The sequence below is a fragment of the Clostridium sartagoforme genome, assembly GCF_039521405.1.
Lineage (GTDB): Bacteria > Bacillota > Clostridia > Clostridiales > Clostridiaceae > Clostridium > Clostridium sartagoforme.
Map to the genome: position 1 here is coordinate 92,519 of NZ_BAAACH010000014.1, position 25,733 is coordinate 118,251.

Genomic DNA, 25,733 nt, shown 5'->3' on the forward strand with positions numbered 1-25,733 from the left:
TAATATGGCGCTTTTAAATTTTAAAAAATATATTTTGAAATTGAAAGAATTTATAAAACAAATAGAATATAAAAACTATAAAAATGTTTTATATTATCCATAAAAATTTGAATATTAGAAAAAATGTAAAACTATAAAAATTTACATTTAATGATTTTTAAATGAAAAAAATCTTGCCACTATAATTAGGTTATGTTATACTAACAAAGGTAAATAAATACACACATTATCAGATTTATAGAGATGGTGCCTTATTTTGAGGAAACTTTATAAGAAGATAATGGAGGAAATAACCAGGAGGTAGAAAAATGTCAGTTATATCAATGAAACAATTATTAGAAGCAGGTGTACACTTTGGACACCAAACAAGAAGATGGAACCCTAAGATGGCTCCTTATATATTCACAGAAAGAAATGGAATATATATAATAGATCTTCAAAAAACAGTTAAAAAAGTAGATGAAGCTTATAACTTTATAAAAGAAGTTGCAACAGAAGGAAAAGATATCTTATTTGTAGGAACTAAGAAACAAGCTCAAGAAGCTATCGAAGAAGAAGCAATAAGATCAAATATGCACTTTGTTAATAGCAGATGGTTAGGTGGTATGTTAACAAACTTCAAAACTATCAAAACTAGAATTAATAGATTAGAAGCTTTAAAGACTATGGAAGAAGATGGAACTTTTGAAGTTTTACCTAAGAAAGAAGTTATAAAATTAAAAGGCGAAATGGAAAAGCTAGAAAAGAACTTAGGTGGAATTAAGAACTTAGATGCTACTAATATAGGTGCTATATTTGTAGTTGACCCAAGAAAAGAAAAGAATGCTATTTCAGAAGCTAAGATTTTAGGAATACCAGTAGTAGGTATAGTTGATACTAACTGTGATCCAGAAGAAGTTGATTACGTAATTCCAGGAAATGATGATGCAATAAGAGCTGTTAAATTAATAACTGCAAAAATTGCTGATGGTATAATCGAAGGAAGACAAGGCGAACAATTAGCTGAATAATAAAATTAAAGGTAGGTGAGAATTCTCATTTACCTTTTAACCTAAATAATAAGGTTTACATTAAGTTAGGAGGAATTTACATTATGATAACTGCTCAATCAGTTAAAGAATTAAGAGAAAAAACTGGTGCAGGAATGATGGACTGCAAAAAAGCTTTAACAGAATCTCAAGGAGATATGGAAAAAGCTATTGAAATATTAAGAGAAAAAGGTTTGGCTGCTGCTGCTAAGAAAGCAGGAAGAGTTGCTGCTGAAGGTATAGTTAAAACTTACATATCAGAAGACAAAAAAACAGCAGGTATAGTTGAATTAAACTGTGAAACAGACTTTGTTGCTGCTAATGAAGAATTTGTGAATTTCGCAAATAGATTAGCAGAAATGGCATCAACAACTTCTACTACAACTTTAGAAGGATTTGTTGCTGAAAAATTTGATGCTGAAAATACAGTTTCAGAAGCACTAACTGCATTAATAGCTAAGTTAGGTGAAAACATGACTGTAAGAAGAATTGAAAAATTTGCTGTAGCAAATGGTGTAGTTGAAAGCTACATTCACGGTGGCGGAAGAATTGGTGTTGTTGTTGAATTAGGATGCGATGCTGATAATACTGCTGTTTTAAGTGAAGTTGCAAAAGATGTTTGTATGCAAGTAGCTGCTGCAAATCCAACATTCTTAAGTAGAGAAGACGTAGATACAGACTCTTTAGAAAAAGAAAAAGAAATCTATAGAGTTCAAGCTTTAAATGAAGGAAAACCAGAAAACATAGTAGAAAAAATGGTAATGGGAAGAATTCAAAAATACTATAAAGAAGTATGTCTTTTAGATCAAGCATGGGTAAAAGATGGAGATAAGAGTATAAGCAAGTACCTTCAAGAAAAATCAAAGGAAGTTGGTTCTCCAATAACTATAAACAAATTTGTAAGATTCGAAAGAGGAGAAGGTATCGAAAAAGCAGAAGATAACTTCGCTGAAGAAGTAGCTAAGATGACTAAGTAATACAAAGGAGGACACATAGGTGTTCTCTTTTTTTAGGAAATAGTCAAATAATATATGGAGGTACTAAGAATGGAAAAAAGCAAATATAAGAGAGTAATACTAAAGGTTTCGGGGGAAGCTTTAGCAGGAGTAAATGGATTTGGATTTGATTTTGATATAGTAAAAAGAATTACTTTAGAAGTAAAAGATTTAGTTGAAATGGGAGTAGAAGTTGGATTAGTTGTAGGTGGAGGAAATATCTGGAGAGGAAGAAGTGGAGAGGGCATGGATAGGTCACAAGCAGACCATATGGGTATGCTAGCTACATGTATAAATGCACTAGCTCTTCAAGATTCACTTGAACAAAATGGAGTTATGACGAGAGTACAAACCGCTATAGAAATGAAAGAAATTGCCGAGCCATTTATAAGAAGAAGAGCTGTAAGACATTTAGAAAAAGGTAGAGTAGTAATATTTGCAGCAGGAACAGGAAATCCATACTTCTCAACTGATACTACAGCAGCTTTAAGAGCAGCAGAAATAGAAGCTGATGTTATACTTCTAGCTAAAAAAGTTGATGGAGTTTATGATAAAGATCCATATAAGTATTCAGATGCTAAAAAATATGATAAACTTAATTATATAGAAGTACTTGAAAAAGGATTACAAGTAATGGATTCAACTGCAACTTCTTTATGTATGGATAACAATATTCCAATCTTAGTATTTGGATTAGATGAGCCAGGAAATATAAAAAAAGCTATTTCTGGTGAAAAAATAGGAACTTTAGTTTCATCTAAAAAATAGGAGGTTTTTATGATTAAGGATATTATTCAAAAAGCAGAAGAGAAAATGAAGAAAACTATTTCTGTATTAAAATCAGATCTTTCGACAATGAGAGCCGGAAGAGCCAACCCAACTATGCTTGATAGAATTCACATTGATTATTATGGCAGTCAATGTCCGCTAAATCAAGTGGCTAATATATCAGCTCCAGAACCAAGGGTTTTAGTGATTTCACCTTGGGAAAGAAGTTTAATAAAAGAAATAGAAAAAGCTATTCTTATATCAGACTTAGGAATTAATCCATCCAATGATGGAAGTGTGATTAGATTAGTTGTTCCAGAGTTAACAGAAGAAACAAGAAAAAATCTTGTTAAAAATGTTAAGAAAACTGGCGAAGAAGCAAAAGTTGCTTTAAGATCAATAAGAAGAGAAGCTAATGATAAAATTAAAGTGTTAAAGAAAGATGGAGAGATCACTGAAGATGAACTTAAAAATTCAGAAGAAAAAGTTCAAAAAATAATAGATTCTTTCGTTAAAGAAGTAGATACAATAATTTTGGCAAAAGAAAAAGAGATTATGTCAATTTAAAACCTGCCTTTAGCAGGTTTTTTTCCATATTAGAAGTGGCGGAGGGAATAAAAATATGTTAGATATTTTTAAAACTAATAAAAGTAGAAAGAATAAAGAACAAATAGTTTTAGATAAAGAAAATATACCTAAACATATAGCTATAATTATGGATGGAAACGGAAGATGGGCTAAGCAAAGAAATCTTCCAAGAACTATGGGACATAAAGCAGGAGTGGAAACTATAAGAAAGGTAATAAAGGAATCTAATAAGTTAGGGATAAAATATTTAACTTTATATGCATTTTCAACTGAGAATTGGAAGAGACCAAATGATGAAGTTTCGGCTCTTATGAAACTACTAGTTGAGTATTTGAAAAATGAGTTAGAAGAGTTAAATAAAAATCAAGTTGTTATAAATATTTTAGGTGATATTGATAAGTTGCCTAGTGATGCTCAAAGAGAAATAAAAAAAGCCATTGTGACAACTAAAGATAATATTGGAATTTCTTTAAATATAGCTTTCAATTATGGTGGAAGGGATGAAATATTAAGGGCGGTTAATTTGGTATTAGAAGAAGTTAAAAAGGGAAATATAAATGAAGATAGCATAAGCGAAGATATATTTGAAAAATATTTATATACTTATAATATACCAGACCCGGATTTGATAATAAGACCATCAGGGGAACAAAGAATTAGTAATTTTTTATTATGGCAATGTGCTTATTCAGAATTTTGGTATTCTAATGTATGCTGGCCTGATTTTAAAGAAGAACACTTACATAAAGCCATATATGATTATCAGCACAGAGATAGACGATATGGTGGAGTATAGTAGTTGAGGTGGAGTAATGAAGTTAAATAGTAGATATTTAGGAGCCGCTATGATAGCGCCATTTATATTGTTTATTTTTTTAGGCGGAATATGGCTTAAGGCTTTTACAATAGTGATTTCAATATTTGGATTATATGAATTTTACAATGCTTTAAAAGAAAAAAAATTTAACCCAATATCTATAGGAGGATATGCACTTTTAATTATTTTTTATTTAAGAGGAAATAATTTTGAAGAAGCTATGTATATTTTAATATTATCAACTATTTTATTATTAATAATACCAGTTGTAAATTTAAAATATAATTTTATTGATGTTTCACTAACTTTATTAGGATTCTTATATGTAGCAATATTATTTAGTTTTATTCCGATAGTTAATAATAAAGTTGGAGGACAATACTTGGTTTGGTTAATTTTCCTTGGGTCTTGGATTGCAGATACTACAGCCTATTATTGTGGAAAGTATTTAGGAAAAAGAAAGTTATGTCCAGAGATTAGCCCTAAAAAAACAATTGCAGGATCGGTAGGGGGATTTTTAGGAAGTACTATTGGATGTGGAATTTATGGTATAATAATAGGAATTAATGTACCAGAAGTTCAAACAATCCATTTCTTCTTAATAGGTGGATTATGTGGCATAATGGGGCAACTTGGAGATTTAGTAGCATCATCTGTAAAAAGATATGTTGGAATAAAGGATTATAGTAATTTAATACCTGGTCATGGTGGAATTTTAGATAGATTTGACTCAATATTATTTAATGCGGTAGTAGTCTTTTATTACTTAACCTTTATTGTAGGAATTTAGAAGCACATAAGTATAAAATGGAATTTAATATATTAGCTAAAAATAAGGTAGAGAAACTTCTCTACCTTATTTTTAAATAAATATACTTATATAAATAGATAAAAGGTATGTATTATTATTATAATTAATATAATCATAGTATGAAATAATTAGGAGTAGTGCTATGAAATTATATGAAAATTACAATAAAATAATAAACTTAGTTATTACATTTATTATTGTTTCTGTAATAACTATTTTAATAAAAAACTATTTTCAACCTTTTTTAATAATATTAATAATGATATTAATAACTCAACCAATATATAAATTTTTCTTAAAAATTAATATACCAAAATCAATATGTGCGATTTTAAGTTTGCTTATAGTAAACTTAGGAATATTCATGATAGTATTTTATTTCGGCAATACAATATTGGAAATGTTCTATAAATTTTATAGAAATAATATGAAAGAGGTAGATGCTTTCATTACTAATATGAAAGTACTTTTAAACTTCGATTTAAATAAAATTTTGCAAACATTAAGTGGTTTTCTTAATAGTAATATGATTATGCAAGGTGCTATAGTTACAGGGGGCGGAATCGTATCATATTTTATAGCAAATATAGTAGATTATTTTATATTAGTAGATAAAAATAAGATTTATGATTTATTAAAAAATTTATTTCCTAATGAAATAATAATTAATTTTTCTAAAAAAATAAAAAATTTAAAAGAAGTATTCAAAGTTGAACTTAAATTGATAATATTAAGTGCATGTATAATAATTTTAGGTTTTAAGGTGCTTCAAATACATAATAGTATTTTTTTGGGAATTTTATGTGCCATTTTAGATATACTTCCTTTTGTTGGAACAACAATTGTTTTTATACCAATTATAATATACAATATTGTAATGAAGAGATATTTATTAGTATTTGGATTAATTGCATTATATTTATTAGAGCGTTTGACAAGAGAAATACTTGAAGCTAAATTTTTAAGTAATAAATTAGCCATTCATCCTTTAATAGTAATAATATCGATTTATGTAGGGGTAAAAATGTTTGGGTTTATTGGTATAATATCAGGACCAATTTATAGCATAATTGCAAAAGATATGATTTACGGCAGTTAAATACTGAGTACTTAGGAGGTAAATATGAGAAAAATTTCAATTTTAGGAGCTACAGGCTCTATAGGCACACAAACTTTAGAAGTAATAAGAAACTCAAATAAAGAAATAAAACTTATAGGAGTAAGTGCTAATTCTTCTGTTGAAAAGATTAAGGAAATAATAAATGAATTTAGTCCTAAATACGTAGCTATGATGGATGAAGAAAGTTATAAATCAATTAAAGATTATTGTTCAGTAAATAAGTTAATGATAGAAGTTTTCTCAGGCATAGAAGGACTTGAGAAAATTGCATCCTTAGATGAAATAGATATGGTTGTGACTTCTGTTGTAGGAATGATTGGTTTAAGACCGACAATGAAAGCTATTGAAGCTAAAAAAGATATAGCTTTAGCAAATAAGGAAACTTTAGTAGTGGCTGGAGAACTTGTTATAAATAAAGCAAAAGAGATGGGAGTTGATATACTTCCAGTAGATTCAGAACATAGTGCTATATTCCAAGCATTAAATGGGTATACTGAAAAGGATGTGAGCAAAATTATTCTAACAGCATCTGGAGGGCCTTTTAGAGGAAAGGATACTGAATATTTAAAAAGTGTTAGCGTTAAAGAGGCGCTTAAGCATCCAAAGTGGAATATGGGGCAAAAGATATCTATTGATTCAGCAACACTTATGAACAAAGGTCTTGAAGTTATTGAAGCACATTTTTTATTCAATTGTCCATATGAAAATATAGAAGTTGTAGTTCACCCTCAAAGTATAATTCATTCTATGGTAGAATATAAAGATGCAAGTGTGGTTGCTCAATTAGGCTCAACAGATATGAAGTTACCAATTCAATATGCAATTAATAAAAAAGAAAGAAAACATGCTATAGCAGAAAAACTTAATTTCTATGAAATTGGAACGCTAACTTTTGAGAAACCTGATTTGGAAACTTTTAAATGCTTGAAACTTGCTTATAAAGTTGGAAAAGAAGGTGGCTTAGCTCCATGTATATTAAATGGTGCTAACGAAGAAGCTGTAGCTTTATTACTAGAAGAAAAAATAAAATTTTTACAAGTTTCAGAAATAATTGAAGAATCTTTAGAATACTTTAAAGAGGAAAAATTAAAAAAAGTCACTCTAGAAAATGTAATTGAGTTAGATAAAAAAGTAAGAGAGTATATAAGGTTAAAATGGAGTTAGGAGGAGAGAGAGATTGTATATAATATACGCGTTATTAGGGTTTAGTTTACTTATAATAGTTCATGAACTTGGTCATTTTACTATGGCAAAGTTAAATAAAATAAAGGTTGAAGAATTTGCTATTGGAATGGGCCCAAAAATATTTTCAACTCAAGGAAAAGAAACAAAATATTCAATAGGTTTGTTTCCTATTGGAGGATATGTTAAAATGATGGGGGAAGAAGAAGAAGTTCAAGATGAAAGAAGTTTTTCTTCAAAGTCACCTCTTAGAAGGATAAGTGTAATTATAGCAGGAGCAACGATGAACTTTTTGTTTGCTATAATAATATTTACGGTGTTTTTAAATAAATTTGGTTATAGTTTACCGACAGTAAAAAATTTATCTGAAAATATGCCTGCTATAGAAGCTGGATTACAAAAAGGTGATGAATTTTTAAAAGTTAATGGAAGTAAGGTTTTTTCAGCTGATGACCTAACAATAGGTATAAATTTGGCTAAAGATAAGCCAATTAACTTTTTAATAGAAAGAAATGGGGAGAAAAAAGAAATTACTGTTGTTCCTAAACTAGTAAAGGAAAGCGATAGAGAAAGATATATGATAGGCTTTGAATTTCAAAGAATAGAAAAACCGGGAATTGTTCAAAGTTTTAAACAAAGTTTTAAGGAAACAGCATCTGTAGTAAATCAAACCTATAAAGGTCTAAAAATGATGATTACAGGAAATGTAAACTTTAAGACTGATGTAGGGGGACCGGTATCTATAATTAGAATGTCAAGTGAAGCCGCAAAAAATGGTATATGGAATCTTATGTATTTTGTAGCTTTCATAAGTATAAACTTAGCTGTATTTAATATGCTACCATTCCCAGCATTAGATGGTGGTTGGACTGTAATATTATTAATAGAGCTTATTACAAGAAGAAAAGTTCCAGATAAGGTAGTTGGGGCAATGAACTACGTTGGATTAATGCTACTTTTTGGACTTATGATAGTAGTTACAATAAAGGATATATTATTCCCTATACAAATTTAGGAGAGAAAATAAAATGGAAAGAAAAAAAACAAGAAAAGTTAAAGTTGGAAGTTGTTATATAGGAGGTGATGCTCCTGTATCTATTCAATCAATGACTAATACAGATACAAGAGATGCAGAAGCAACGCTAAAACAAATAGATTATTTATATAAAGCAGGATGTGAGATAATAAGATGTGCAGTTCCTGATATGAAAGCTGCGGAAGCTCTAAGAGATATATGTGAAAATTCACCTATCCCTGTAGTTGCTGATATACACTTTGACTATAAATTAGCTTTGGCGGCTATTGAAAATGGAGTATCTGCTTTAAGAATCAATCCAGGCAATATAGGAAGTATAGAAAAAGTTAAGATAGTTGCAGAAGCTGCAAAAGCTAAAAGTTTACCAATTAGAATTGGCGTAAATTCAGGTTCTTTAGAAAAGGATATATTAGAAAGAGACGGAAAACCAACTGCAAAGGGATTAGTAGAGTCAGCTTTAAGACATGTTAAAATATTAGAAGAATTAAATTTTTATGATATAGTTATATCTATAAAATCATCAGATGTTGTAATGATGATAGAAGCTTATAGATTAATGAGCGAAAGTTGTAATTATCCTCTTCATTTAGGGGTAACTGAATCAGGAACACCTTTTAGAGGAACTATAAAATCAAGTATAGGACTTGGTACACTTTTAGCTGAAGGTATAGGTGATACTGTTAGAGTATCTTTAACTAGCGATCCAATTGAAGAAATAAAAGTAGCTAAAGAAATATTAAAAGCTCTGAAATTAAGGGAAAGCGGCTTGCAATTTATATCTTGTCCTACTTGTGGTAGAACTCAAATAAATCTTATAAAAATAGCACAAGAAGTGGAGAAAAAATTAGAAAGTATAAATAAAAATATTAAAGTTGCTGTAATGGGATGTGCTGTTAATGGACCAGGAGAAGCAAGAGAAGCAGATATTGGAATTGCTGGTGGAAGAGGAGAAGGTTTAATATTCAAAAAGGGTATAATCGTAAAAAAGGTCAAAGAAGAAGATTTAATTGAAGAATTAATGAAAGAAATAGAAAATATGTAATTAAAGTAATTGACAATGAGTAATGAAAAATTAAGTTTGAATAAATACTTAGTTAACATTAACATTGTCAATTATTTCGTTAAATTTCAATCGATAAATATTAAACTGTATAGTATTAATTATGCATTATCCATTACTAATTCTTAATTGTATAGGAGGTGTTGTTTATTTGAGTGAAAATGCTTTAAAGCTTATAAAAAAGGAGATTAATAAAAATGAATCCTTAGAAGATAAAGAAATAAATATAGTAAGATTCCAATTTTTGAAAAAAAGTAATCTTCTTAAAGTAGTATTACGAGGAAAAGATGGACTAAATAATGAAGAAGAAGCTGATGTAAAGAAAGCTATTAAAAAAACCTTAGGAATAGAAATAGATATAGAGGTATTATTTTATAGAGATATATCTACCCTAACTATAGAAGAAATAATTGAAAAGCATTGGTCTGAAGTAATAGAAGGCATTATGCAAAGAATTCCTCTGTCAAAAGTTGTTTTAACTAAAGGCTTAAAGACTACAAAAGGAAATATTTTAACTATAAAAAGTGGGTATGAAAAAATAAATGAACATTTAAATATTAAAGAAGTTCCTAAACAAATTGCTCTTAATATTGAAAATATCTTTGGAGTTAAAAGTAAAGTAACTTTAGAATATGATAGCAGCTTAGAAGTAGAAGGCAATTATAATGAAAAAATTAAAAAAGAAAAAGAAGTTTTAAAAGAAATATTTAGTGGAAGAAATATTTCAGCACAATCTACCAATAAACAAAATGAAGAAAAACAAAATGCTAAACCTAAGAAAACTTATGAAAAAAGAGAATTCAAAAGAGAACCTAAAAGTGAAAATAGCATTTTAGGGAGAAGTATAAGTCAAGAAGCTATTTCAATAAAGGAAATTGATGAAACTTCTGGAGTTGTTGCTGTTATAGGTGAAGTTTTTAAGACAGATATAGTTGAAACGAAAACAGGCAAAATAATTCTTACCTTCTTTGTTACAGACTATACAAGCTCAATAACTGTAAAATGCTTTTTAAAGCCACAAGAAACTGAAGAAGTATTAGATAATGTTAAAAAAGGACTTTACTGTAAAGTAAGAGGAGAAGCCATTTATGATACTTATGCAAGAGAAGTAGTAATAATGGGAAGAGATATTTTAAAAATGGGCAAAATAGAGAGAATGGATGGATCTGAAGAAAAGAGAGTTGAGCTTCATTGTCATACGGCTATGAGTGCTATGGATGGAATTACATCAGCTACAAAATTAATAGAAAGAGCGGCTAAGTGGGGGCATAAAGCTATTGCAATAACAGATCATGGTGTCGTTCAAGCTTTTCCAGATGCTCAAATTGCAGCTAAAAAAAATAAGATTAAAGTATTATATGGTGTAGAAGGATATCTAGTTAATGATGGAATACCTATAGCATTAAATGATAAGGGACAAAGTTTTGATGATACATATGTAGTATTTGATATAGAAACTACAGGATTTTCATCTAAAAATGATAAAATAATTGAAATAGGTGCTGTAAAAATTAAAGGAAAAGAAGTAATAGATACCTTTAGTGAATTTATATATCCTAAATGTAGAATTCCGTATAATATAACAGAACTTACAGGAATAACAGATGAAATGGTAAAAGATGCAGACCCTATAGAAGTTGTTTTACCTAAATTCATGGAATTTATAAAGGATTCGGCTGTTGTAGCTCATAATGCTGCTTTTGATACAGGATTTATAAAAAAGAACTGCAATGATTTAGGTCTTGAGTTTAATTCTACTATAGTTGATACAGTTCCGCTTGCAAGATTTTTATATCCAGAATTAAAAAGAGTTAAGTTAAATTTAGTAGCAAAACATTTAGGAGTTTCACTGCAAAATCACCATAGAGCAGTAGATGATGCAAAGGCGACAGCAGAAATCTTTTTAATATCAATAAAGAAAATGATAGAAGAGTTAAATATTAATAAACTTAATGACTTGAATAAAGAATTCTTAGAAAAAATGGATATTAAGAAAGAAAAAACATATCATATAATAATCTTTGCTAAAACTCAAGAAGGGATGAAAAATCTTTATAAACTTGTGTCAGAAGCACATATAGATAATTTTCATAAAAATCCAAGAATTCGAAAAAGTAAGCTTATGGAAATGAGAGAAGGCCTTATTATAGGTTCTGCTTGTGAGGCTGGTGAAGTATATAGAGCAGTTTTAGATGGTAAGTCAGATGAAGAGTTAAAAGATATAATGAGATTTTATGATTACCTAGAAATTCAGCCTATAGGAAATAATGCATATCTTATTGCAAAAGGAAATGTAAAAGATGAAAATGAATTAAGAACACTAAATACTAAAATATATAATTTGGGAAAAGAATTAAATAAGCCTGTTGTTGCAACTGGAGATGTTCATTTTTTAGAACCACAAGATGAAGTTTTTAGAAGAATAATAATGGCAGGACAAGGATTTTCAGATTCGGATAATCAACCACCTTTATATTTGAAAACAACCGAAGAGATGCTAAAAGAATTTTCATATTTAGGGGAAAATGGGGCAAAAGAAGTTGTCATAACCAATCCAGGAGAAATTGCTGATTCAATAGATGTTTTAAAGCCAATACCAGATGAAACATATCCACCTAAAATTGAAGGTGCAGATGAAGAAATAAGGGAAATGACAATGAAAAAAGTACATTCAATATATGGAGATCCCTTACCTGAAATAGTTCAAAAAAGATTAGATAAGGAATTGAATTCTATTATAAGTAATGGATATGCAGTTCTTTACCTAATAGCTCAAAAATTAGTGGCAAAATCTTTGGCAGATGGATATTTGGTTGGTTCAAGAGGGTCGGTAGGCTCATCTTTTGTTGCTACGATGTCAAATATAACAGAGGTTAATGGATTACCTCCACATTATGTTTGTCCTAGCTGTAAAAATTCTGAATTTTTCTTAGATGGTTCTGTTAGTTCAGGAGCTGATTTAGAAGATAAGGATTGTCCTAAATGTGGAGTTAAATATATAAAGGATGGTCATGATATACCTTTTGAAACCTTTTTAGGTTTTGAAGGGGATAAAGAGCCGGATATAGATCTTAACTTTTCGGGTGATAACCAAGGAGAAATTCATAAATATACAGAAGTTCTATTTGGAAAAGGATATGTTTTTAAAGCAGGAACAATAGGCACAGTTGCTGAAAAAACAGCTTATGGATATGTAAGAAAATATCTTGATGAGAGAGGAATACGAACTTCAACTGCTGAAATTGAACGATTGACTATTGGCTGTACAGGAATAAAAAGAACAACAGGACAACATCCAGGTGGTATTATGGTTGTTCCAAGTGATAATGAAATTTATAATTTTACACCAATACAACGTCCAGCAGATGATCCAACTTCAGATGTTACAACTACTCATTTTGATTATCATTCTATATCAGGTAGATTACTTAAGCTTGATATACTTGGGCACGACGATCCTACCATGATTAGGATGCTTCAAGATTTAACAGGAGTTGATCCCAAAACCATACCATTAAATGATAAAAAGGTTATTTCATTATTTACTTCTCCAGATGCATTAGGAGTAACTAAGGAAGAATTAGGCTGTGAAGTTGGTAGTTATGGACTTCCGGAATTTGGAACGAAATTTGTTAGAGGGATGCTTGTTGATACTCAACCTAAGAGTTTTGCCGATTTAGTTAGAATATCTGGACTTTCACATGGAACAGATGTATGGCTTAATAATGCACAATACTTTATTAAAGAAGGATATACAACTCTTAAAGATTGTATATCTACAAGAGACGATATCATGGTTTATTTAATGTATGCAGGAGTTCCACCTAAAATGGCCTTTACTATAATGGAAAGTGTAAGAAAAGGTAAAGGGCTAACGGAAGAGTTTGAGAAAACAATGAAAGAAAATAATGTTCCTGATTGGTATATAGAATCATGTAAAAGAATTAAGTATATGTTCCCTAAAGGGCATGCAGTTGCTTATGTTATGATGGCTGTAAGAATAGCATATTTTAAAGTGTATTATCCAGAAGCTTATTATGCTACATATTTTACTGTAAGGGCGGATGATTTTGATGCAGAGCTTATTTGTAAAGGTCCAGGGGCTATAAAAGCAAAATTAGATGAGCTTTATGAACTAGGAAATAAGATTACTGCAAAAGATAAGGGATTAATTACTGTACTTGAGCTTTCTTATGAGCTTTATGCAAGAGGGCTAAATTTTTTGAAAGTAGATTTATATATATCGGAAGCAACAAAATTTACAATTGAAAAGGATGGAATAAGACCTCCTATTAGTGCGCTTCAGGGAGTTGGAGAAAATGCTGCAAAAAGTATAGTTGAAGCTAGAAAACAAGGTGAATTTATATCTAAAGAAGATTTAAGAATAAGGTCAAAGGTTTCGAAGACGGTAATAGAAACTTTAAGCAACCATGGGTGTCTTGAGGGAATGTCAGAAACAAATCAATTATCATTATTTTAAAATAAGTATAAAAACAATATATATGGGGCAAGTAATAAATATAAGAAAAGTAATAATTTATTGCTACCCCTTGTATTATTTAGGAAATTATGATAGGATAATTAAAGAAGTAATTTACTAATAGCTAGAAAATGTGAGTGGGAGTGATAAATGCCCGCTTTTTCTATTTAATTGCAACTAAAATAGTTGCTTTTTTTATAGGGAGTTAAGAGTTTAGTAAATCTTTAAAATTAAAACTGAATATAGCAAAGGAGGGGTAATATGAAAGTTGATGCATTATTGGAAACTATTGATCAATTAGTAAGACCTATAGCAGAAGAATTAAAGTATGAGATTTATCACATTGAATATGTAAAAGAAAATGGAGAATATTATTTAAGAATATATATAGATAAAGATGGTGGTATAACTTTATCTGACTGTGAAGCTTTATCAAGAAGAGTAAGCGATGTCATGGATGAAAAAGATCCAATAAAAGAAGCATATTTTCTAGAAGTATCATCACCAGGATTAAATAGAGGATTATTTACAGATGATCATTTTAAAAAACAAATAGAAAAAGAAATAATGGTTAGATTTACAAAATCATTAGATGGAAGAAAAAATGTAAAGGGCATATTAAAAGAAGTAAATGATGATTCGATTGTAGTTGAAGCTGACAAATTAGTTACAATTCCAAAGGATAAAATAAAATCAGCCAATTTAGAAGGGGAAATATAATAAGGAGGATATTAAAATGAACCAAGAGTTTATAAGTGCTCTTAAAGAAATTGTTAAAGATAAGGGGATTAGCGAAGATTTAATTTTTACTACTATAGAGGATGCTTTAGTTGCAGCATATAAAAAAAATTACGCTAGTCCGACAACTTCAGCACAAAATGTTAAAGTAAGTATAAATAGAGAAACAGGAGAAATTCATGTATATGCTCAAAAGGTTGTAGTTGAAGACGTATATGATGATGTAACTGAAATAAGTTTAGAAGATGCTAAGGACGTAAGTGTAAGATATGATCTTGATGATATAGTTGATTTAGAAGTTACTCCAAAGAATTTTGGAAGAGTAGCAGCTCAACTTGCTAAAGGTGTAGTAACTCAAAGAATAAGAGAAGCAGAAAGAAACATAGTATATTCAGAATATAAGGAATTAGAATATGATATAATTACCGGAACTGTACTAAGAAAAGACAAAGGTAATGTATTTGTAAATCTTGGGAGAATAGAAACTTCTATTGGACCAAACGAACAAATTCCAGGTGAAGAATATAAATTTAACGAAAGAGTAAAGCTATATGTTGTAGAAGTTAAAAATGGCTCAAAAGGAGCTCAAATATTAGTTTCAAGAACTCATCCTGGATTAGTGAAAAGACTTTTTGAATTAGAAGTACCTGAAATATACGAAGGTGTTGTAGAAATAAAGAGTATATCAAGAGAAGCTGGATCAAGAAGTAAAATAGCAGTTTATTCAAATGATGAAAATGTAGATCCAATGGGTTCATGTGTTGGCCCAAAAGGAGTTAGAGTTCAAAATATAGTAAATGAGCTTAAAGGCGAAAAAATAGATATAATAAAATGGAGCAAAAATCCAGAAGAATTTATAGCAGCTTCATTAAGTCCTGCCAAAGTTTTAGAAGTTGTAGCTTTTGAAGATTCAAAATCTGCGAAAGTTGTGGTAGATGATAATCAATTATCATTAGCTATAGGAAAAGAAGGGCAAAATGTTAGGCTTGCAGCAAAATTAACTAACTGGAAAATAGATATTAAAAGTAAATCTCAAGCAGAAGCATTAAAAGCAGAAGAAAATTTAGAGTAAGGGGAGGATTTTTATGAAGGTAAAGAAAATTCCTTTAAGAATGTGCACAGGATGCATGGAAATGAAACCTAAAAAAGAACTTATAAGGGTTGTAAAAAGCCCGGAAAATGAAGTTTCAGTTGATTTGACTGGAAAGAAATCAGGCAGAGGTGCATATATCTGCAAAGATAAAGAATGCTTAGAAAAAGCTTTTAAAACTAAAAGGTTGTCAAGAAACTTAGATATAGCTATAAATGAGGCTATATATAATAGATTAAGGGAAGAAATAGGAAATGAATAAATTTTTTAATTTTCTAGGATTAGCAAAGAGATCAGGAAATTTAGTTGAAGGGTATAGTAAATGCGATGAACAAAGAAATAGAAAAAACATTTTTTTGTTTATAATATCTAACGATGCATCTGATAGTACCAGAAAAAAGTTTAAAAACCATTGTATAGCAAAAAATATAAGGCTAATAGAGGATTTTTCAAAGGAAGAATTAGGTTTTTCAATTGGAAGAGAAGAAGTGAAGATAATAGCTGTAACAGATGAAAATATGGCAAAAAAACTTTATACCCTTTACGAAGAGGAAAAAGTTAAAATTTAACCGGGGGTGATTTTATTGTCAAAAATCAGAGTATATGAATTGGCAAAAGAACTGCAAATAAGTTCAAAAGAGCTTATAGAATTATTAATGAGTGAATTTAGTGTTGATGTAAAAAATCATATGAGCGTTATAGAAGATGAAGATGCAGAATTAATTAAAGAATTAATTGGAGAAAATAATTCTTCAGATAACAAAACTATAGTTGATGAATATGAAGAGATATTAGCAGAAGAAGTTAATAATCAAGCTAAAAAGAGAAAGAAGAAAAAATCAGAAGAAGAAGAAGACGTGATTGGAGAAGGTGGATCTGGAGTTGTTGAAATAGGAGAGACAATAACTGTTAAAGAACTTTCAGAAAAGCTTGGAAAACCAACAGCAGATGTTATAAAGACTCTTATTTTTACAGGAGTTATGGCTGCTATTAACCAAGAAATAGATTTTGCAACAGCTGAAAAAGTATGTGAAAAATATGAATGTTTAGTTGTAAAAAAAGAAGAAAAAGAAGAGCTAGAAATAGTTGAAGAAGAAGATGTAATTGAAGAAAATCTAGTAAAGAGACCTCCTATTGTTACTGTTATGGGACACGTTGACCATGGTAAAACTTCATTATTAGATGCTATAAGAAAAGCAAATGTTACTGCACACGAAGCGGGTGGAATAACTCAACATATTGGTGCGTATACTGTAAACCTAAATGGAGAAAAGTTAACATTTTTAGATACACCAGGACATGAAGCTTTTACAGCAATGAGGGCAAGAGGTGCTCAAGTTACAGATGTAGTTATTTTAGTTGTTGCAGCAGATGATGGAATAATGCCACAAACTAAGGAAGCTATAAGTCATTGTAAGGCAGCAGGAGTTCCTATTATAGTAGCTATAAATAAAATAGATAGACCAGGAGCTAATATAGAAAGAGTTAAACAAGAATTAACAGAATATGAATTAGTAGCTGAAGACTGGGGTGGAGATACTATTTGTGTTCCTGTATCAGCTAAAACAGGTGAAAATTTAGAGCAATTATTAGAAATGGTTTTATTAACATCAGAGATGGCAGAATTTAAAGCTGATCCAAAGAGAAAAGCTAAGGGTACAGTGATAGAAGCTAAACTTGATAAAGGTAGAGGAGCTGTTGCAACACTACTTATTCAAAATGGTACATTACATGTTGGAGATTCAATATTAGTTGGGTCTACATACGGTAGAATTAGAGCAATGTTTGATGATAAAGGAAAGAGTATAAAAAAAGCTGGGCCATCAATACCAGTAGAGATTTTAGGACTTTCAGAAGTACCAGCAGCAGGAGATAGATTTACTGTTGTTAAAGATGAAAAAACAGCTAGAAATATGGCTGAACTTAGAAAGCAAAAAATCAAAGATGAGAGCTTCCATTCAGCTAATAGAGTATCTCTTGAAGATTTATATAACCAAATTCAAGAAGGAACAGTTAAAGAACTTGGTATAATAGTTAAAGCTGATGTTCAAGGATCAGTTCAAGCTATAAAACAGTCTTTAGAAAAACTTTCAACAGAAGATGTTAAGGTAAGAGTAATTCATGGTGGAGTTGGTGCAATAACAGAAACAGATGTGACACTTGCAACTGCATCAAATGCACTACTTATAGGATTTAATGTAAGACCAGATTCAAATGCAACAATAATTGCAGATAAAGAAGGAGTCGAAATTAAAACATATAGAATAATATATGATGCAATAGAAGATGTTAAATCAGCAATGATTGGAATGCTTGATCCAGAATATAAAGAAGTTGTAAATGGTAAAGCAGAAGCAAGAGTAGTATATAAAATTTCAAATGTAGGAACAATTGCTGGATGTTACGTTACAGATGGTAAGATATTAAGAAACTCAGAAGTTAGAGTTATAAGAGATGGAATAGTAATATTTGAATCAACTTTAGCTTCATTAAAGAGATTTAAAGATGACGTTAAAGAAGTAAATGCAGGCTATGAGTGTGGTCTAAGTGTTGAGAAATTTAATGATATAAAAGAAGGTGACGTAATAGAGTCATTTAGCATGCAAGCAATTGAAAGAAAGCAGCTTTAATTAAAGAGGTGATTTAAATGGCTAATTACAGAGGCGGAAGAATTAACGAAGAAGTTAGAAGAGAAATAAGCGTTATAATAAGAGATGAAATAAAAGATCCTAGAATGACGGCTATGGTTTCAATTACAGAAGTCAAAGTTACAAAGGATCTAAGATATGCAAAAGTATTTGTAAGTATATATGGAAAAAGTGAAGAAGAGAAAAATGAGACTTTTGCAGCATTAAAAAGTGCAAGTGGATATATAAGAAAAGAAGTAAGTCAAAGAATGAATTTGAGAAATACCCCTCAAATACTATTTGAACTTGATGATTCTATAAGCTATAGTATGAAAATAGAAGAACTTATAGAAAAAGTTAAAGAAAAGTAAATGAATAATTTACAAGATATAAGCAGGATAATTTTAGATAGTAAAAAAATAGGCATTACCTATCATGTATCACCTGATGGTGATGCAGTAGGTAGTGCACTTGCACTATTAAATGCCTTAAAGAAATTAAAAAAAGACGCTTATTTAATTTCAAAAGATATAATATCAGAAAACCTTCAATTTCTTAAAGGAGCAAAGGAAGCTACTGGAAATTTAACATCTGCAACAGAAGATACTTCAATAGTTGTAGTGTTAGATTGTGGAAATTATGAGAGAATATCTGCCGACCTAAATACTTTTAAAGGAAGCATAATAAATATAGATCATCATGTTTCAAATGATAATTATGGTGAATTAAATTATATAGATACAGATGCGGCTGCGACAGCAGAAATAGTTTTTGAACTTTTAGAAGAATTAGGTTTAAATTTTAATGAAGAAACTGATTCTATAAAAAATATAGGAACTTGTCTTTATACATCATTAGTTACAGATACTGGAGCTTTTAGGCATTCAAATGTAACTTTTAGAACACATACTATAGCAGCAAGGTTAAAAAAAATCGGAGTAAATAATACGTATATACATCAAAATCTCTTTGATAACAAAAGTTTTGAAAAAATTAGATTAATAGGTAAAGCCTTAAATGGTATGGAGCTTCTACTTGATAGAAAAGTATCATTAATTAAAATTCCAATTTCTTATGGCAATGAACTTGGAATAGAAATAGGTGATACTTCGGATATAATATCTTTTGGATTACAAATAAAGGGTGTAGAAGTAGCTGCATTAATTAAAGAAGTAGAAAATGGAACTAAAGTAAGTTTAAGATCAAAAGATAAATTTGATGTTAGGAATATAGCTGAAAGATTAGGTGGCGGGGGTCACGTTAAGGCGGCAGGAATAACTTTAAAAGGAATAAAGTTAGAAGAAGCTAAAGATAAAATTCTAGAAGAAATAGAGAAAGAGTTATTGTAATGGATGGTGTAATTAATATTTTTAAGAATACTGGAATGACTTCCTTTGATGTTGTTAGGAAAATTAAAAAAGTAGCAGGAACAGGAAAGGTTGGACATACAGGCACGTTAGATCCAGAAGCCTGTGGAGTCCTACCTGTGTGTATAGGTAAGGGAACAAAGATTATTGATTATATAATGAACAGTGATAAAATATATGAAGTAGAATTTAAACTTGGAATAAAAACTACTACATATGATTTAGAAGGAGATGTAATACAAGAAAAGGATTCATCTAATATAGAAAATGAAGAAATATTAAAATCTATCTATTCTTTTGAAAGAGAATACTCTCAAATACCCCCTATGTATTCAGCAATAAAGCAAAATGGAGTAAGACTTTATGAACTTGCAAGAAAAGGAATTGAAGTTGAAAGAAAAGGCAGGCTTGTAAGTATCCATAAAATAGAAGATGTGAGAATAAATAATCCATATATTAGTATGAAAGTTATATGTTCCAAAGGAACGTATATAAGAAGTCTTTGTTATGACATTGGGGAAGATCTACAAGTTGGAGCAACAATGACAAAGCTTAAAAGAAGTAAAACATCTAAATTTACTGAAGAAAAATCTATTAATATAGAAGATATAAACTCTGAAAACATAAAAGATTATATTATAAGCATAGAAGATGCATTAGATAGCTATGAAAAATTAGTGATTTCAAATAAATTTTCAAAACTTTTAATTAATGGAGTTAAGGTTTTCGATAAAAGGCTTACTAAAGAAAAAGCTGAAATAGGAAAATTATATAGGGTTTATGATGAGAATAATAATTTCATCGGTCTTGGGAAAAGTGATCATCAAGGATTTAAGATAGAAAAATTATTAATTAATTAGGGGAGCAGGATATGGTAGTAATAGATGATATTATTATGAATAATAAAGAAAGTGAAATTTATGTTGCACTAGGAAGTTTTGATGGACTTCACTATGGTCATTTATCTCTTGTAAAAAAAACTGTTCAGGTTGCAAAGGAAAAGAATGGGAAAAGTATGGTGTTTACATATAAGAACCATCCTAAAACATTGGTTAAACCAGAAAGTTCACCTAAATTAATTATGGATCTAGAAACAAAGTTAAAGTATTTAGAAGAGGAAAATATAGATATAGTCGTTCTTAAAAGTTTTAATAAAGAATTCATGTCAATGTCTGCAGAAGATTTTATAAAGCTTCTTTGTTTAGACTATAATGTAAAAGGAATTATAGTTGGATTTAATTTTAAGTTTGGATATAAAAACTTAGGTGATATAGAGTTGCTAAAAAATCTTCAAGATAAATATGAATATGAGTTATACATAATGGAGCCTTATACTTATAATGGTGATGTAATAAGTAGTACCAGAATAAGAAAGATACTTTTAGAAGGTGATGTGAAAGAAGCCACTAAAATGCTATCTAAACCATATTTAATTAAGGGAAAAGTTATTCATGGGAAAAAATTAGGTAGAACTATAGGGTTTCCAACTGCAAATTTACAATTTGATGGAAAGATGATAATTCCTAAAAAAGGTGTTTACTATACAAATATAGAATATAATAAAAAAATTTTCAAAGGAATTACATCAGTTGGGAATAATCCAACAGTAAATGGGAAACAATTAACTATAGAGACATTTATATTGAACTTTAATGATACAATCTATGGACAAGAGATTAAGGTCTATTTTATTGAAAGAATAAGAGATGAAATAAAATTTAATTCTTTAGAAGAATTAATAGAACAAATTAAGCAAGATGAAAAATTTGCTATAGATAAAGATATAGTAGTTTAATTATGTAAATTTATAATTTACAATATGTATATCATTTGTTATAATAGCAAAGAAGAACCTAATTCTAAGATATGAGGGTGCTATCTCATTTCATGGATATAGGGGATAATTTTACGGAGGTGCGAACAATGGACGCAATAAGAAAGCAAGAAATAATTAAAGAACATGCAAGACACGAAGGAGATACTGGATCACCAGAAGTGCAAATTGCATTATTAACAGAAAGAATTAATTCTTTGACAGGTCACTTAAAAATGCACAAAAAAGACCACCACTCAAGAAGAGGTCTTTTAATGATGGTTGGACAAAGAAGAGGTCTTTTAAACTATTTAGCTGACCAAGATATCGAAAGATATAGAGCTATAATCAAAAAATTAGGCTTAAGAAGATAGTCTTTAGAGCGGTTTTTAAGCCGCTCTATTATTTTAACAATTTTAAATGATAAGATACAAGCCTGAAGGGAGGTTACAAAATGAACAATGTAATGAAAACAACCATAGCTGGTAGAGAACTTAAACTAGAATTTGGAAAAGTTGGGATGTTATCAAATATAGCATCATTTATTAGTTATGGAGAAACAGTTATTTTAACTAATGTTAATGCTTCAGAAAAACCAAGAGAGGGAATAGATTTTTTCCCACTAAGTGTTGAATATGAAGAAAGATTATATTCAGTAGGAAAAATCCCAGGTGGATTTATCAAAAGGGAAGGTAGACCTTCAGAAAATGCTATATTATTTGGAAGAGCGGTAGATAGACCTTTAAGACCACTATTTCCAAAAGGATATAGGAATGATGTTCAAGTTGTTTGTACAGTAGTATCAGTTGAGAAGGATAACCTACCAGAAATTCTAGCAATTAATGCAGCGTCATTATCATTATGCTTATCAAGTATTCCTTTTACAACTCCTGTTGCGGCTGTGCAAGTAGGACTAATCAATGGAAAATTCATTTTAAACCCAACATCTAAAGAAAGAGAAGAAAGTGAACTTCAATTAACTGTTTGTGCAACTAATGAAAGAGTTATGATGATTGAAGCTGGTGGTCAAGAAATTCCAGAAGATGTTATGCTTGGTGCTATTAAATTTGGATTTGATAGTTGTCAAGATATAATCAAGTTTCAAGAAGAAGCTATGCAAAGATTTGGAAAAGAAAAAATGATTCCTGAGTTATATAAACCAAGTAAGGAATTAGAAAATGACATAAAAGAATTTGCTGGTGAAATTATTAAAAAAGCTATGTGGATAAGTGATAAAGATGAAAGAAATGCTGCAATGGACGAAGTAAATGAAAAGGTTTATGCAGAATTTGAAGAAAAGTATCCAGAAAATTTAGGAGATATAAAGGAAATAATTTATAACTTACAAAAAGAAGTTGTAAGAGATATGCTTTTAAATCACCATAGAAGACCAGATGAAAGAGCTTTTGATCAAGTTAGACCAATATCTTGTGAAGTAGGAATACTACCAAGGACTCATGGTACAGGACTATTTACAAGAGGATTAACTCAAGTAATGACAGTTGCTACTTTGGGTGCTGTAGGTGATATTCAAATAATTGATGGAATAGGTGAAGAAGAATCTAAGAGATATATGCATCACTATAACTTCCCTGCTTATTCAGTAGGTGAAGTAAGACCTCTTAGAGGCCCAGGAAGAAGAGAAATAGGTCATGGAGCTTTAGCCGAAAGAGCATTAGAGCCATTAATACCTTCAGAAGAAGAGTTTCCATATACTATTAGATTAGTATCAGAAGTGTTAAGTTCTAATGGATCGACTTCACAAGCTTCAGTTTGTGGTAGTACTTTAGCTTTATTAGATGCAGGTGTACCGCTTAAGAGACCGGCCGCTGGTATAGCAATGGGACTTATAACTTCAGAAGATCTTTCAAGGGAAGAAGTCTTAACAGATATACAAGGCATAGAAGATTTCTTTGCAGATATGGACTTTAAGGTTGCAGGAACTGTAGAGGGTATTACATCAATACAAGTTGATACAAAAATAAAAGGACTAAGCTTTAAAGTAATAGAAGATGCTATAATGGGTGCTAGAAAAGCTAGACTTCATATATTAGATAAAATAAGCGAATGTATTCCAACTCCAAGAGAAGAAGTTTCAAAATATGCTCCTAAAACTTCAGTAATAAGCATTGATCCAGAAAAAATTAGAGACGTTATAGGTGCAGGTGGAAAAGTTATAAATAAAATTATTGATGAAACTGGAGTTAAAATCGATATTAAAGAAGATGGTACAGTATTTGTATCTTCGACAGATCATGATGGCGTTAATAAAGCGATAGCTATTATAGAAGGTTTAACTAAAGAAGTTAAATCAGGGGAAGTTTATTTAGGCAAAGTAACCAAAATAGCAACCTTTGGAGCTTTTGTGGAAATTCTTCCAAATAAGGAAGGACTATGCCATATATCAAAGTTAGATAAAGCAAGAGTAAATAAAGTTGAAGATGTTGTATCTGTAGGAGACGAAATATTAGTTAAAGTAACAGAAATAGATAATCAAGGAAGAATAAATCTTTCAAGAAAAGATGCTTTAACTGATGATTCAGAAGATAAAAAAGAAAAAAGTGAATAGTAAAAAAGTTAGTAAAGGGCAATTTATTGCCTTTTTTCTTATTTTATGGCTTTATAAGAAGTTTATCTTTTAAATCAGTTCTTTATGACTTCTTTTATTTAATTTTCAAGTGAATTTATGTAAGTATCTATTTTCCTTTGAATAAATTGAGTTTAGGAGCAAATTTACCTTTCAATAAATTTTCATATAATAAAAATTAAATTAAATATAAATAAACTAGTATTACATAACTCTAAAATAATATAGAATAATAGTAATATACAATAAATTAAAAAAGTGTAAAGCAAGGAGGAGCTATGTACAATATATATACATTAAAAAATGGATTAAGGGTTGTAACTGAATATATAGATCATGTTAATTCAATAAGTGTGGGAGTAATGGTGCAAAATGGTTCAAGAAATGAGGAATTAGAGTTAAATGGTATTTCTCATTTCATAGAGCATATGTTTTTTAAAGGTACAGAAAAAAGAACCTCAAAAGAAATAGTTCAGCAGATAGAAAATGTAGGAGGGCAAATAAATGCTTATACTAGCAAGGAAGCAACTTGCTATTATATTAAAGCATTAAATACACATTTAGATTTATCTATAGAAATATTAGCGGATATGATATTAAATTCTAAATTTGATGATGAAGAAATAGAAAAGGAACAAGGTGTAGTTATTGAAGAAATAAATATGAGTGAAGATACTCCAGAAGATGTTCTAGATAATGATTCATCAAAAGCTATTTTTGGAGAAAATTCATTATCATATCCTATATTAGGAACAATAGAAAATATAAAATCATTTAATAGTAAAAAAATTAAAAAATTTGTTAAATCTCATTATGCTCCACATAATTCAGTGGTATCTGTATGTGGAAAGTTTGATGAAAAGGAACTAATGAAAATGCTAGAAGAAAACTTTGGTTCATGGAAAGGAGAAGGAGATTATAAACCAGAATACAAGTCTCCAATTTTGCTTTCTCAAAGTAAGTATACAAATAAGCCTATAGAACAGTTGCATATAAATTTAGCCTTTAAAGGATTACCATATGCACATGAAAAGGCATATTCTTTAGTACTATTAAATAATGTATTTGGAGGAGGAGCATCTTCAATATTATTTCAAAATGTAAGAGAAGAATTAGGACTATGCTATACTATTTATTCTTATGGTCAGCCATATTTAGGTACTGGAATAAATAATATATATACAGGAGTAAGTAAACAATCTGCAGATAAGGCTTTGGATGTTATTAATAAGGAACTTAAAAAGTTTGCGGATAAAGGAATATCAAATGAATTACTAGAAATTAATAAGGAAAAGATAAAGGCGAGTTATATATTAGGTCTTGAGAGTACTTCATCTAGAATGTTTTCTAACGCAAAAAGTATGTTACTTCAAAACAAAATTAAAACTCAAGAAGAAGTAATAAAAAGAATTAACAATATAAATAGCGATGACATAAATTATGTATTAGATACGTGCTTTAAACCAGGCATAATAAGCTCAGCATATGTAGGTCAAGATATAGAGTATGAGAAATTAAATCAAATTATAGAGCCAGATATAAAGGCATATGACAATTCTAATAAAGATGGAATAAAAAGAATGTAATCTTTACTAGAATATTATGTACTAAAGTATCTCTAATTAG

The 25,733-nt window shown here is 29.6% G+C and carries 23 protein-coding genes; all 23 read left to right on the plus strand.

Annotated elements, in window-relative coordinates; translation table 11 throughout:
* Positions 1 to 308 precede the first annotated feature (308 nt).
* Positions 309 to 1,010: a 30S ribosomal protein S2 gene (gene rpsB, locus ABDZ60_RS06725; RefSeq protein ID WP_016206340.1), complete on the plus strand. Its 702-nt coding sequence runs from the start codon at positions 309 to 311 to the stop codon at positions 1,008 to 1,010.
* An 83-nt stretch (positions 1,011 to 1,093) separates the two neighbouring features.
* Entirely contained in the window at positions 1,094 to 2,005 is a 912-nt protein-coding gene (tsf, locus tag ABDZ60_RS06730; RefSeq protein ID WP_343777067.1) for a translation elongation factor Ts, read from the plus strand.
* A gap of 69 nt (positions 2,006 to 2,074) precedes the next feature.
* On the plus strand, positions 2,075 to 2,791 hold the full coding sequence (gene pyrH / locus ABDZ60_RS06735; RefSeq protein WP_016206338.1) for a UMP kinase: 717 nt from the start codon (positions 2,075 to 2,077) through the stop codon (positions 2,789 to 2,791).
* A 9-nt stretch (positions 2,792 to 2,800) separates the two neighbouring features.
* Positions 2,801 to 3,358 (plus strand): ribosome recycling factor, encoded by a 558-nt coding sequence (gene frr, locus ABDZ60_RS06740; protein ID WP_016206337.1) that lies wholly within the window; start codon positions 2,801 to 2,803, stop codon positions 3,356 to 3,358.
* A 55-nt stretch (positions 3,359 to 3,413) separates the two neighbouring features.
* The gene (gene uppS, locus ABDZ60_RS06745; RefSeq protein ID WP_016206336.1) at positions 3,414 to 4,175 is read left to right on the plus strand and encodes an undecaprenyl pyrophosphate synthase; all 762 of its coding nucleotides are present in this window, start codon (positions 3,414 to 3,416) and stop codon (positions 4,173 to 4,175) included.
* A 16-nt stretch (positions 4,176 to 4,191) separates the two neighbouring features.
* The gene (locus tag ABDZ60_RS06750; protein WP_016206335.1) at positions 4,192 to 4,986 is read left to right on the plus strand and encodes a phosphatidate cytidylyltransferase; all 795 of its coding nucleotides are present in this window, start codon (positions 4,192 to 4,194) and stop codon (positions 4,984 to 4,986) included.
* A 163-nt stretch (positions 4,987 to 5,149) separates the two neighbouring features.
* On the plus strand, positions 5,150 to 6,106 hold the full coding sequence (locus ABDZ60_RS06755) for an AI-2E family transporter (protein WP_343777072.1): 957 nt from the start codon (positions 5,150 to 5,152) through the stop codon (positions 6,104 to 6,106).
* A 24-nt stretch (positions 6,107 to 6,130) separates the two neighbouring features.
* Positions 6,131 to 7,291 carry a 1-deoxy-D-xylulose-5-phosphate reductoisomerase gene (gene dxr / locus ABDZ60_RS06760; RefSeq protein ID WP_016206334.1) on the plus strand — a complete coding sequence of 387 codons (1,161 nt, stop codon included), beginning with the start codon at positions 6,131 to 6,133 and terminating at the stop codon, positions 7,289 to 7,291.
* 13 nt (positions 7,292 to 7,304) lie between these two features.
* The gene (gene rseP, locus ABDZ60_RS06765; protein ID WP_016206333.1) at positions 7,305 to 8,324 is read left to right on the plus strand and encodes an RIP metalloprotease RseP; all 1,020 of its coding nucleotides are present in this window, start codon (positions 7,305 to 7,307) and stop codon (positions 8,322 to 8,324) included.
* Positions 8,299 to 9,387 carry a flavodoxin-dependent (E)-4-hydroxy-3-methylbut-2-enyl-diphosphate synthase gene (gene ispG / locus ABDZ60_RS06770; RefSeq protein ID WP_343777132.1) on the plus strand — a complete coding sequence of 363 codons (1,089 nt, stop codon included), beginning with the start codon at positions 8,299 to 8,301 and terminating at the stop codon, positions 9,385 to 9,387. The genes rseP and ispG overlap by 26 nt, the downstream gene beginning before the upstream one ends.
* A gap of 169 nt (positions 9,388 to 9,556) precedes the next feature.
* Positions 9,557 to 13,885, plus strand: a complete 4,329-nt coding sequence (locus ABDZ60_RS06775; protein ID WP_343777074.1) for a PolC-type DNA polymerase III — start codon at positions 9,557 to 9,559, stop codon at positions 13,883 to 13,885.
* Positions 13,886 to 14,146: 261 nt separating this feature from the next.
* Positions 14,147 to 14,605 carry a ribosome maturation factor RimP gene (gene rimP / locus ABDZ60_RS06780; RefSeq protein ID WP_016206331.1) on the plus strand — a complete coding sequence of 153 codons (459 nt, stop codon included), beginning with the start codon at positions 14,147 to 14,149 and terminating at the stop codon, positions 14,603 to 14,605.
* A 16-nt stretch (positions 14,606 to 14,621) separates the two neighbouring features.
* Positions 14,622 to 15,695 carry a transcription termination factor NusA gene (nusA, locus tag ABDZ60_RS06785; protein ID WP_016206330.1) on the plus strand — a complete coding sequence of 358 codons (1,074 nt, stop codon included), beginning with the start codon at positions 14,622 to 14,624 and terminating at the stop codon, positions 15,693 to 15,695.
* 13 nt (positions 15,696 to 15,708) lie between these two features.
* Complete coding sequence (gene rnpM / locus ABDZ60_RS06790; RefSeq protein WP_016206329.1) at positions 15,709 to 15,975, plus strand: RNase P modulator RnpM; 267 nt, start codon at positions 15,709 to 15,711, stop codon at positions 15,973 to 15,975.
* Positions 15,968 to 16,282, plus strand: coding sequence for a 50S ribosomal protein L7ae-like protein (locus ABDZ60_RS06795; protein ID WP_016206328.1), 315 nt, complete (start codon positions 15,968 to 15,970; stop codon positions 16,280 to 16,282). Before rnpM ends, ABDZ60_RS06795 begins: the two co-directional genes overlap by 8 nt.
* 15 nt (positions 16,283 to 16,297) lie before the next feature.
* Complete coding sequence (gene infB, locus ABDZ60_RS06800; RefSeq protein ID WP_016206327.1) at positions 16,298 to 18,343, plus strand: translation initiation factor IF-2; 2,046 nt, start codon at positions 16,298 to 16,300, stop codon at positions 18,341 to 18,343.
* Positions 18,344 to 18,360: 17 nt separating this feature from the next.
* Positions 18,361 to 18,711, plus strand: coding sequence for a 30S ribosome-binding factor RbfA (gene rbfA / locus ABDZ60_RS06805; RefSeq protein WP_016206326.1), 351 nt, complete (start codon positions 18,361 to 18,363; stop codon positions 18,709 to 18,711).
* Positions 18,712 to 19,689 carry a DHH family phosphoesterase gene (locus ABDZ60_RS06810; RefSeq protein WP_343777079.1) on the plus strand — a complete coding sequence of 326 codons (978 nt, stop codon included), beginning with the start codon at positions 18,712 to 18,714 and terminating at the stop codon, positions 19,687 to 19,689. It begins immediately after the preceding gene.
* On the plus strand, positions 19,689 to 20,567 hold the full coding sequence (gene truB, locus ABDZ60_RS06815) for a tRNA pseudouridine(55) synthase TruB (protein ID WP_343777081.1): 879 nt from the start codon (positions 19,689 to 19,691) through the stop codon (positions 20,565 to 20,567). Before ABDZ60_RS06810 ends, truB begins: the two co-directional genes overlap by 1 nt.
* Before the next feature lie 11 nt (positions 20,568 to 20,578).
* The gene (locus ABDZ60_RS06820) at positions 20,579 to 21,502 is read left to right on the plus strand and encodes a bifunctional riboflavin kinase/FAD synthetase (RefSeq protein WP_343777083.1); all 924 of its coding nucleotides are present in this window, start codon (positions 20,579 to 20,581) and stop codon (positions 21,500 to 21,502) included.
* A 128-nt stretch (positions 21,503 to 21,630) separates the two neighbouring features.
* The gene (gene rpsO / locus ABDZ60_RS06825) at positions 21,631 to 21,894 is read left to right on the plus strand and encodes a 30S ribosomal protein S15 (RefSeq protein WP_016206322.1); all 264 of its coding nucleotides are present in this window, start codon (positions 21,631 to 21,633) and stop codon (positions 21,892 to 21,894) included.
* A gap of 80 nt (positions 21,895 to 21,974) precedes the next feature.
* The gene (locus ABDZ60_RS06830) at positions 21,975 to 24,089 is read left to right on the plus strand and encodes a polyribonucleotide nucleotidyltransferase (protein WP_016206321.1); all 2,115 of its coding nucleotides are present in this window, start codon (positions 21,975 to 21,977) and stop codon (positions 24,087 to 24,089) included.
* A 296-nt stretch (positions 24,090 to 24,385) separates the two neighbouring features.
* The gene (locus tag ABDZ60_RS06835; protein ID WP_047000618.1) at positions 24,386 to 25,693 is read left to right on the plus strand and encodes a M16 family metallopeptidase; all 1,308 of its coding nucleotides are present in this window, start codon (positions 24,386 to 24,388) and stop codon (positions 25,691 to 25,693) included.
* Positions 25,694 to 25,733: the final 40 nt, after the last annotated feature.

What these genes read in the sequence shown, in the direction of transcription:
- rpsB (WP_016206340.1), top strand. Translation starts at nt 309, where the DNA reads ATGTCAGTTATATCAATGAAACAATTATTAGAAGCAGGTGTACACTTT.
- tsf (WP_343777067.1), top strand. Translation starts at nt 1,094, where the DNA reads ATGATAACTGCTCAATCAGTTAAAGAATTAAGAGAAAAAACTGGTGCA.
- pyrH (WP_016206338.1), top strand. Translation starts at nt 2,075, where the DNA reads ATGGAAAAAAGCAAATATAAGAGAGTAATACTAAAGGTTTCGGGGGAA.
- frr (WP_016206337.1), top strand. Translation starts at nt 2,801, where the DNA reads ATGATTAAGGATATTATTCAAAAAGCAGAAGAGAAAATGAAGAAAACT.
- uppS (WP_016206336.1), top strand. Translation starts at nt 3,414, where the DNA reads ATGTTAGATATTTTTAAAACTAATAAAAGTAGAAAGAATAAAGAACAA.
- ABDZ60_RS06750 (WP_016206335.1), top strand. Translation starts at nt 4,192, where the DNA reads ATGAAGTTAAATAGTAGATATTTAGGAGCCGCTATGATAGCGCCATTT.
- ABDZ60_RS06755 (WP_343777072.1), top strand. Translation starts at nt 5,150, where the DNA reads ATGAAATTATATGAAAATTACAATAAAATAATAAACTTAGTTATTACA.
- dxr (WP_016206334.1), top strand. Translation starts at nt 6,131, where the DNA reads ATGAGAAAAATTTCAATTTTAGGAGCTACAGGCTCTATAGGCACACAA.
- rimP (WP_016206331.1), top strand. Translation starts at nt 14,147, where the DNA reads ATGAAAGTTGATGCATTATTGGAAACTATTGATCAATTAGTAAGACCT.
- nusA (WP_016206330.1), top strand. Translation starts at nt 14,622, where the DNA reads ATGAACCAAGAGTTTATAAGTGCTCTTAAAGAAATTGTTAAAGATAAG.
- rnpM (WP_016206329.1), top strand. Translation starts at nt 15,709, where the DNA reads ATGAAGGTAAAGAAAATTCCTTTAAGAATGTGCACAGGATGCATGGAA.
- ABDZ60_RS06795 (WP_016206328.1), top strand. Translation starts at nt 15,968, where the DNA reads ATGAATAAATTTTTTAATTTTCTAGGATTAGCAAAGAGATCAGGAAAT.
- rbfA (WP_016206326.1), top strand. Translation starts at nt 18,361, where the DNA reads ATGGCTAATTACAGAGGCGGAAGAATTAACGAAGAAGTTAGAAGAGAA.
- ABDZ60_RS06810 (WP_343777079.1), top strand. Translation starts at nt 18,712, where the DNA reads ATGAATAATTTACAAGATATAAGCAGGATAATTTTAGATAGTAAAAAA.
- truB (WP_343777081.1), top strand. Translation starts at nt 19,689, where the DNA reads ATGGATGGTGTAATTAATATTTTTAAGAATACTGGAATGACTTCCTTT.
- ABDZ60_RS06820 (WP_343777083.1), top strand. Translation starts at nt 20,579, where the DNA reads ATGGTAGTAATAGATGATATTATTATGAATAATAAAGAAAGTGAAATT.
- rpsO (WP_016206322.1), top strand. Translation starts at nt 21,631, where the DNA reads ATGGACGCAATAAGAAAGCAAGAAATAATTAAAGAACATGCAAGACAC.
- ABDZ60_RS06830 (WP_016206321.1), top strand. Translation starts at nt 21,975, where the DNA reads ATGAACAATGTAATGAAAACAACCATAGCTGGTAGAGAACTTAAACTA.
- ABDZ60_RS06835 (WP_047000618.1), top strand. Translation starts at nt 24,386, where the DNA reads ATGTACAATATATATACATTAAAAAATGGATTAAGGGTTGTAACTGAA.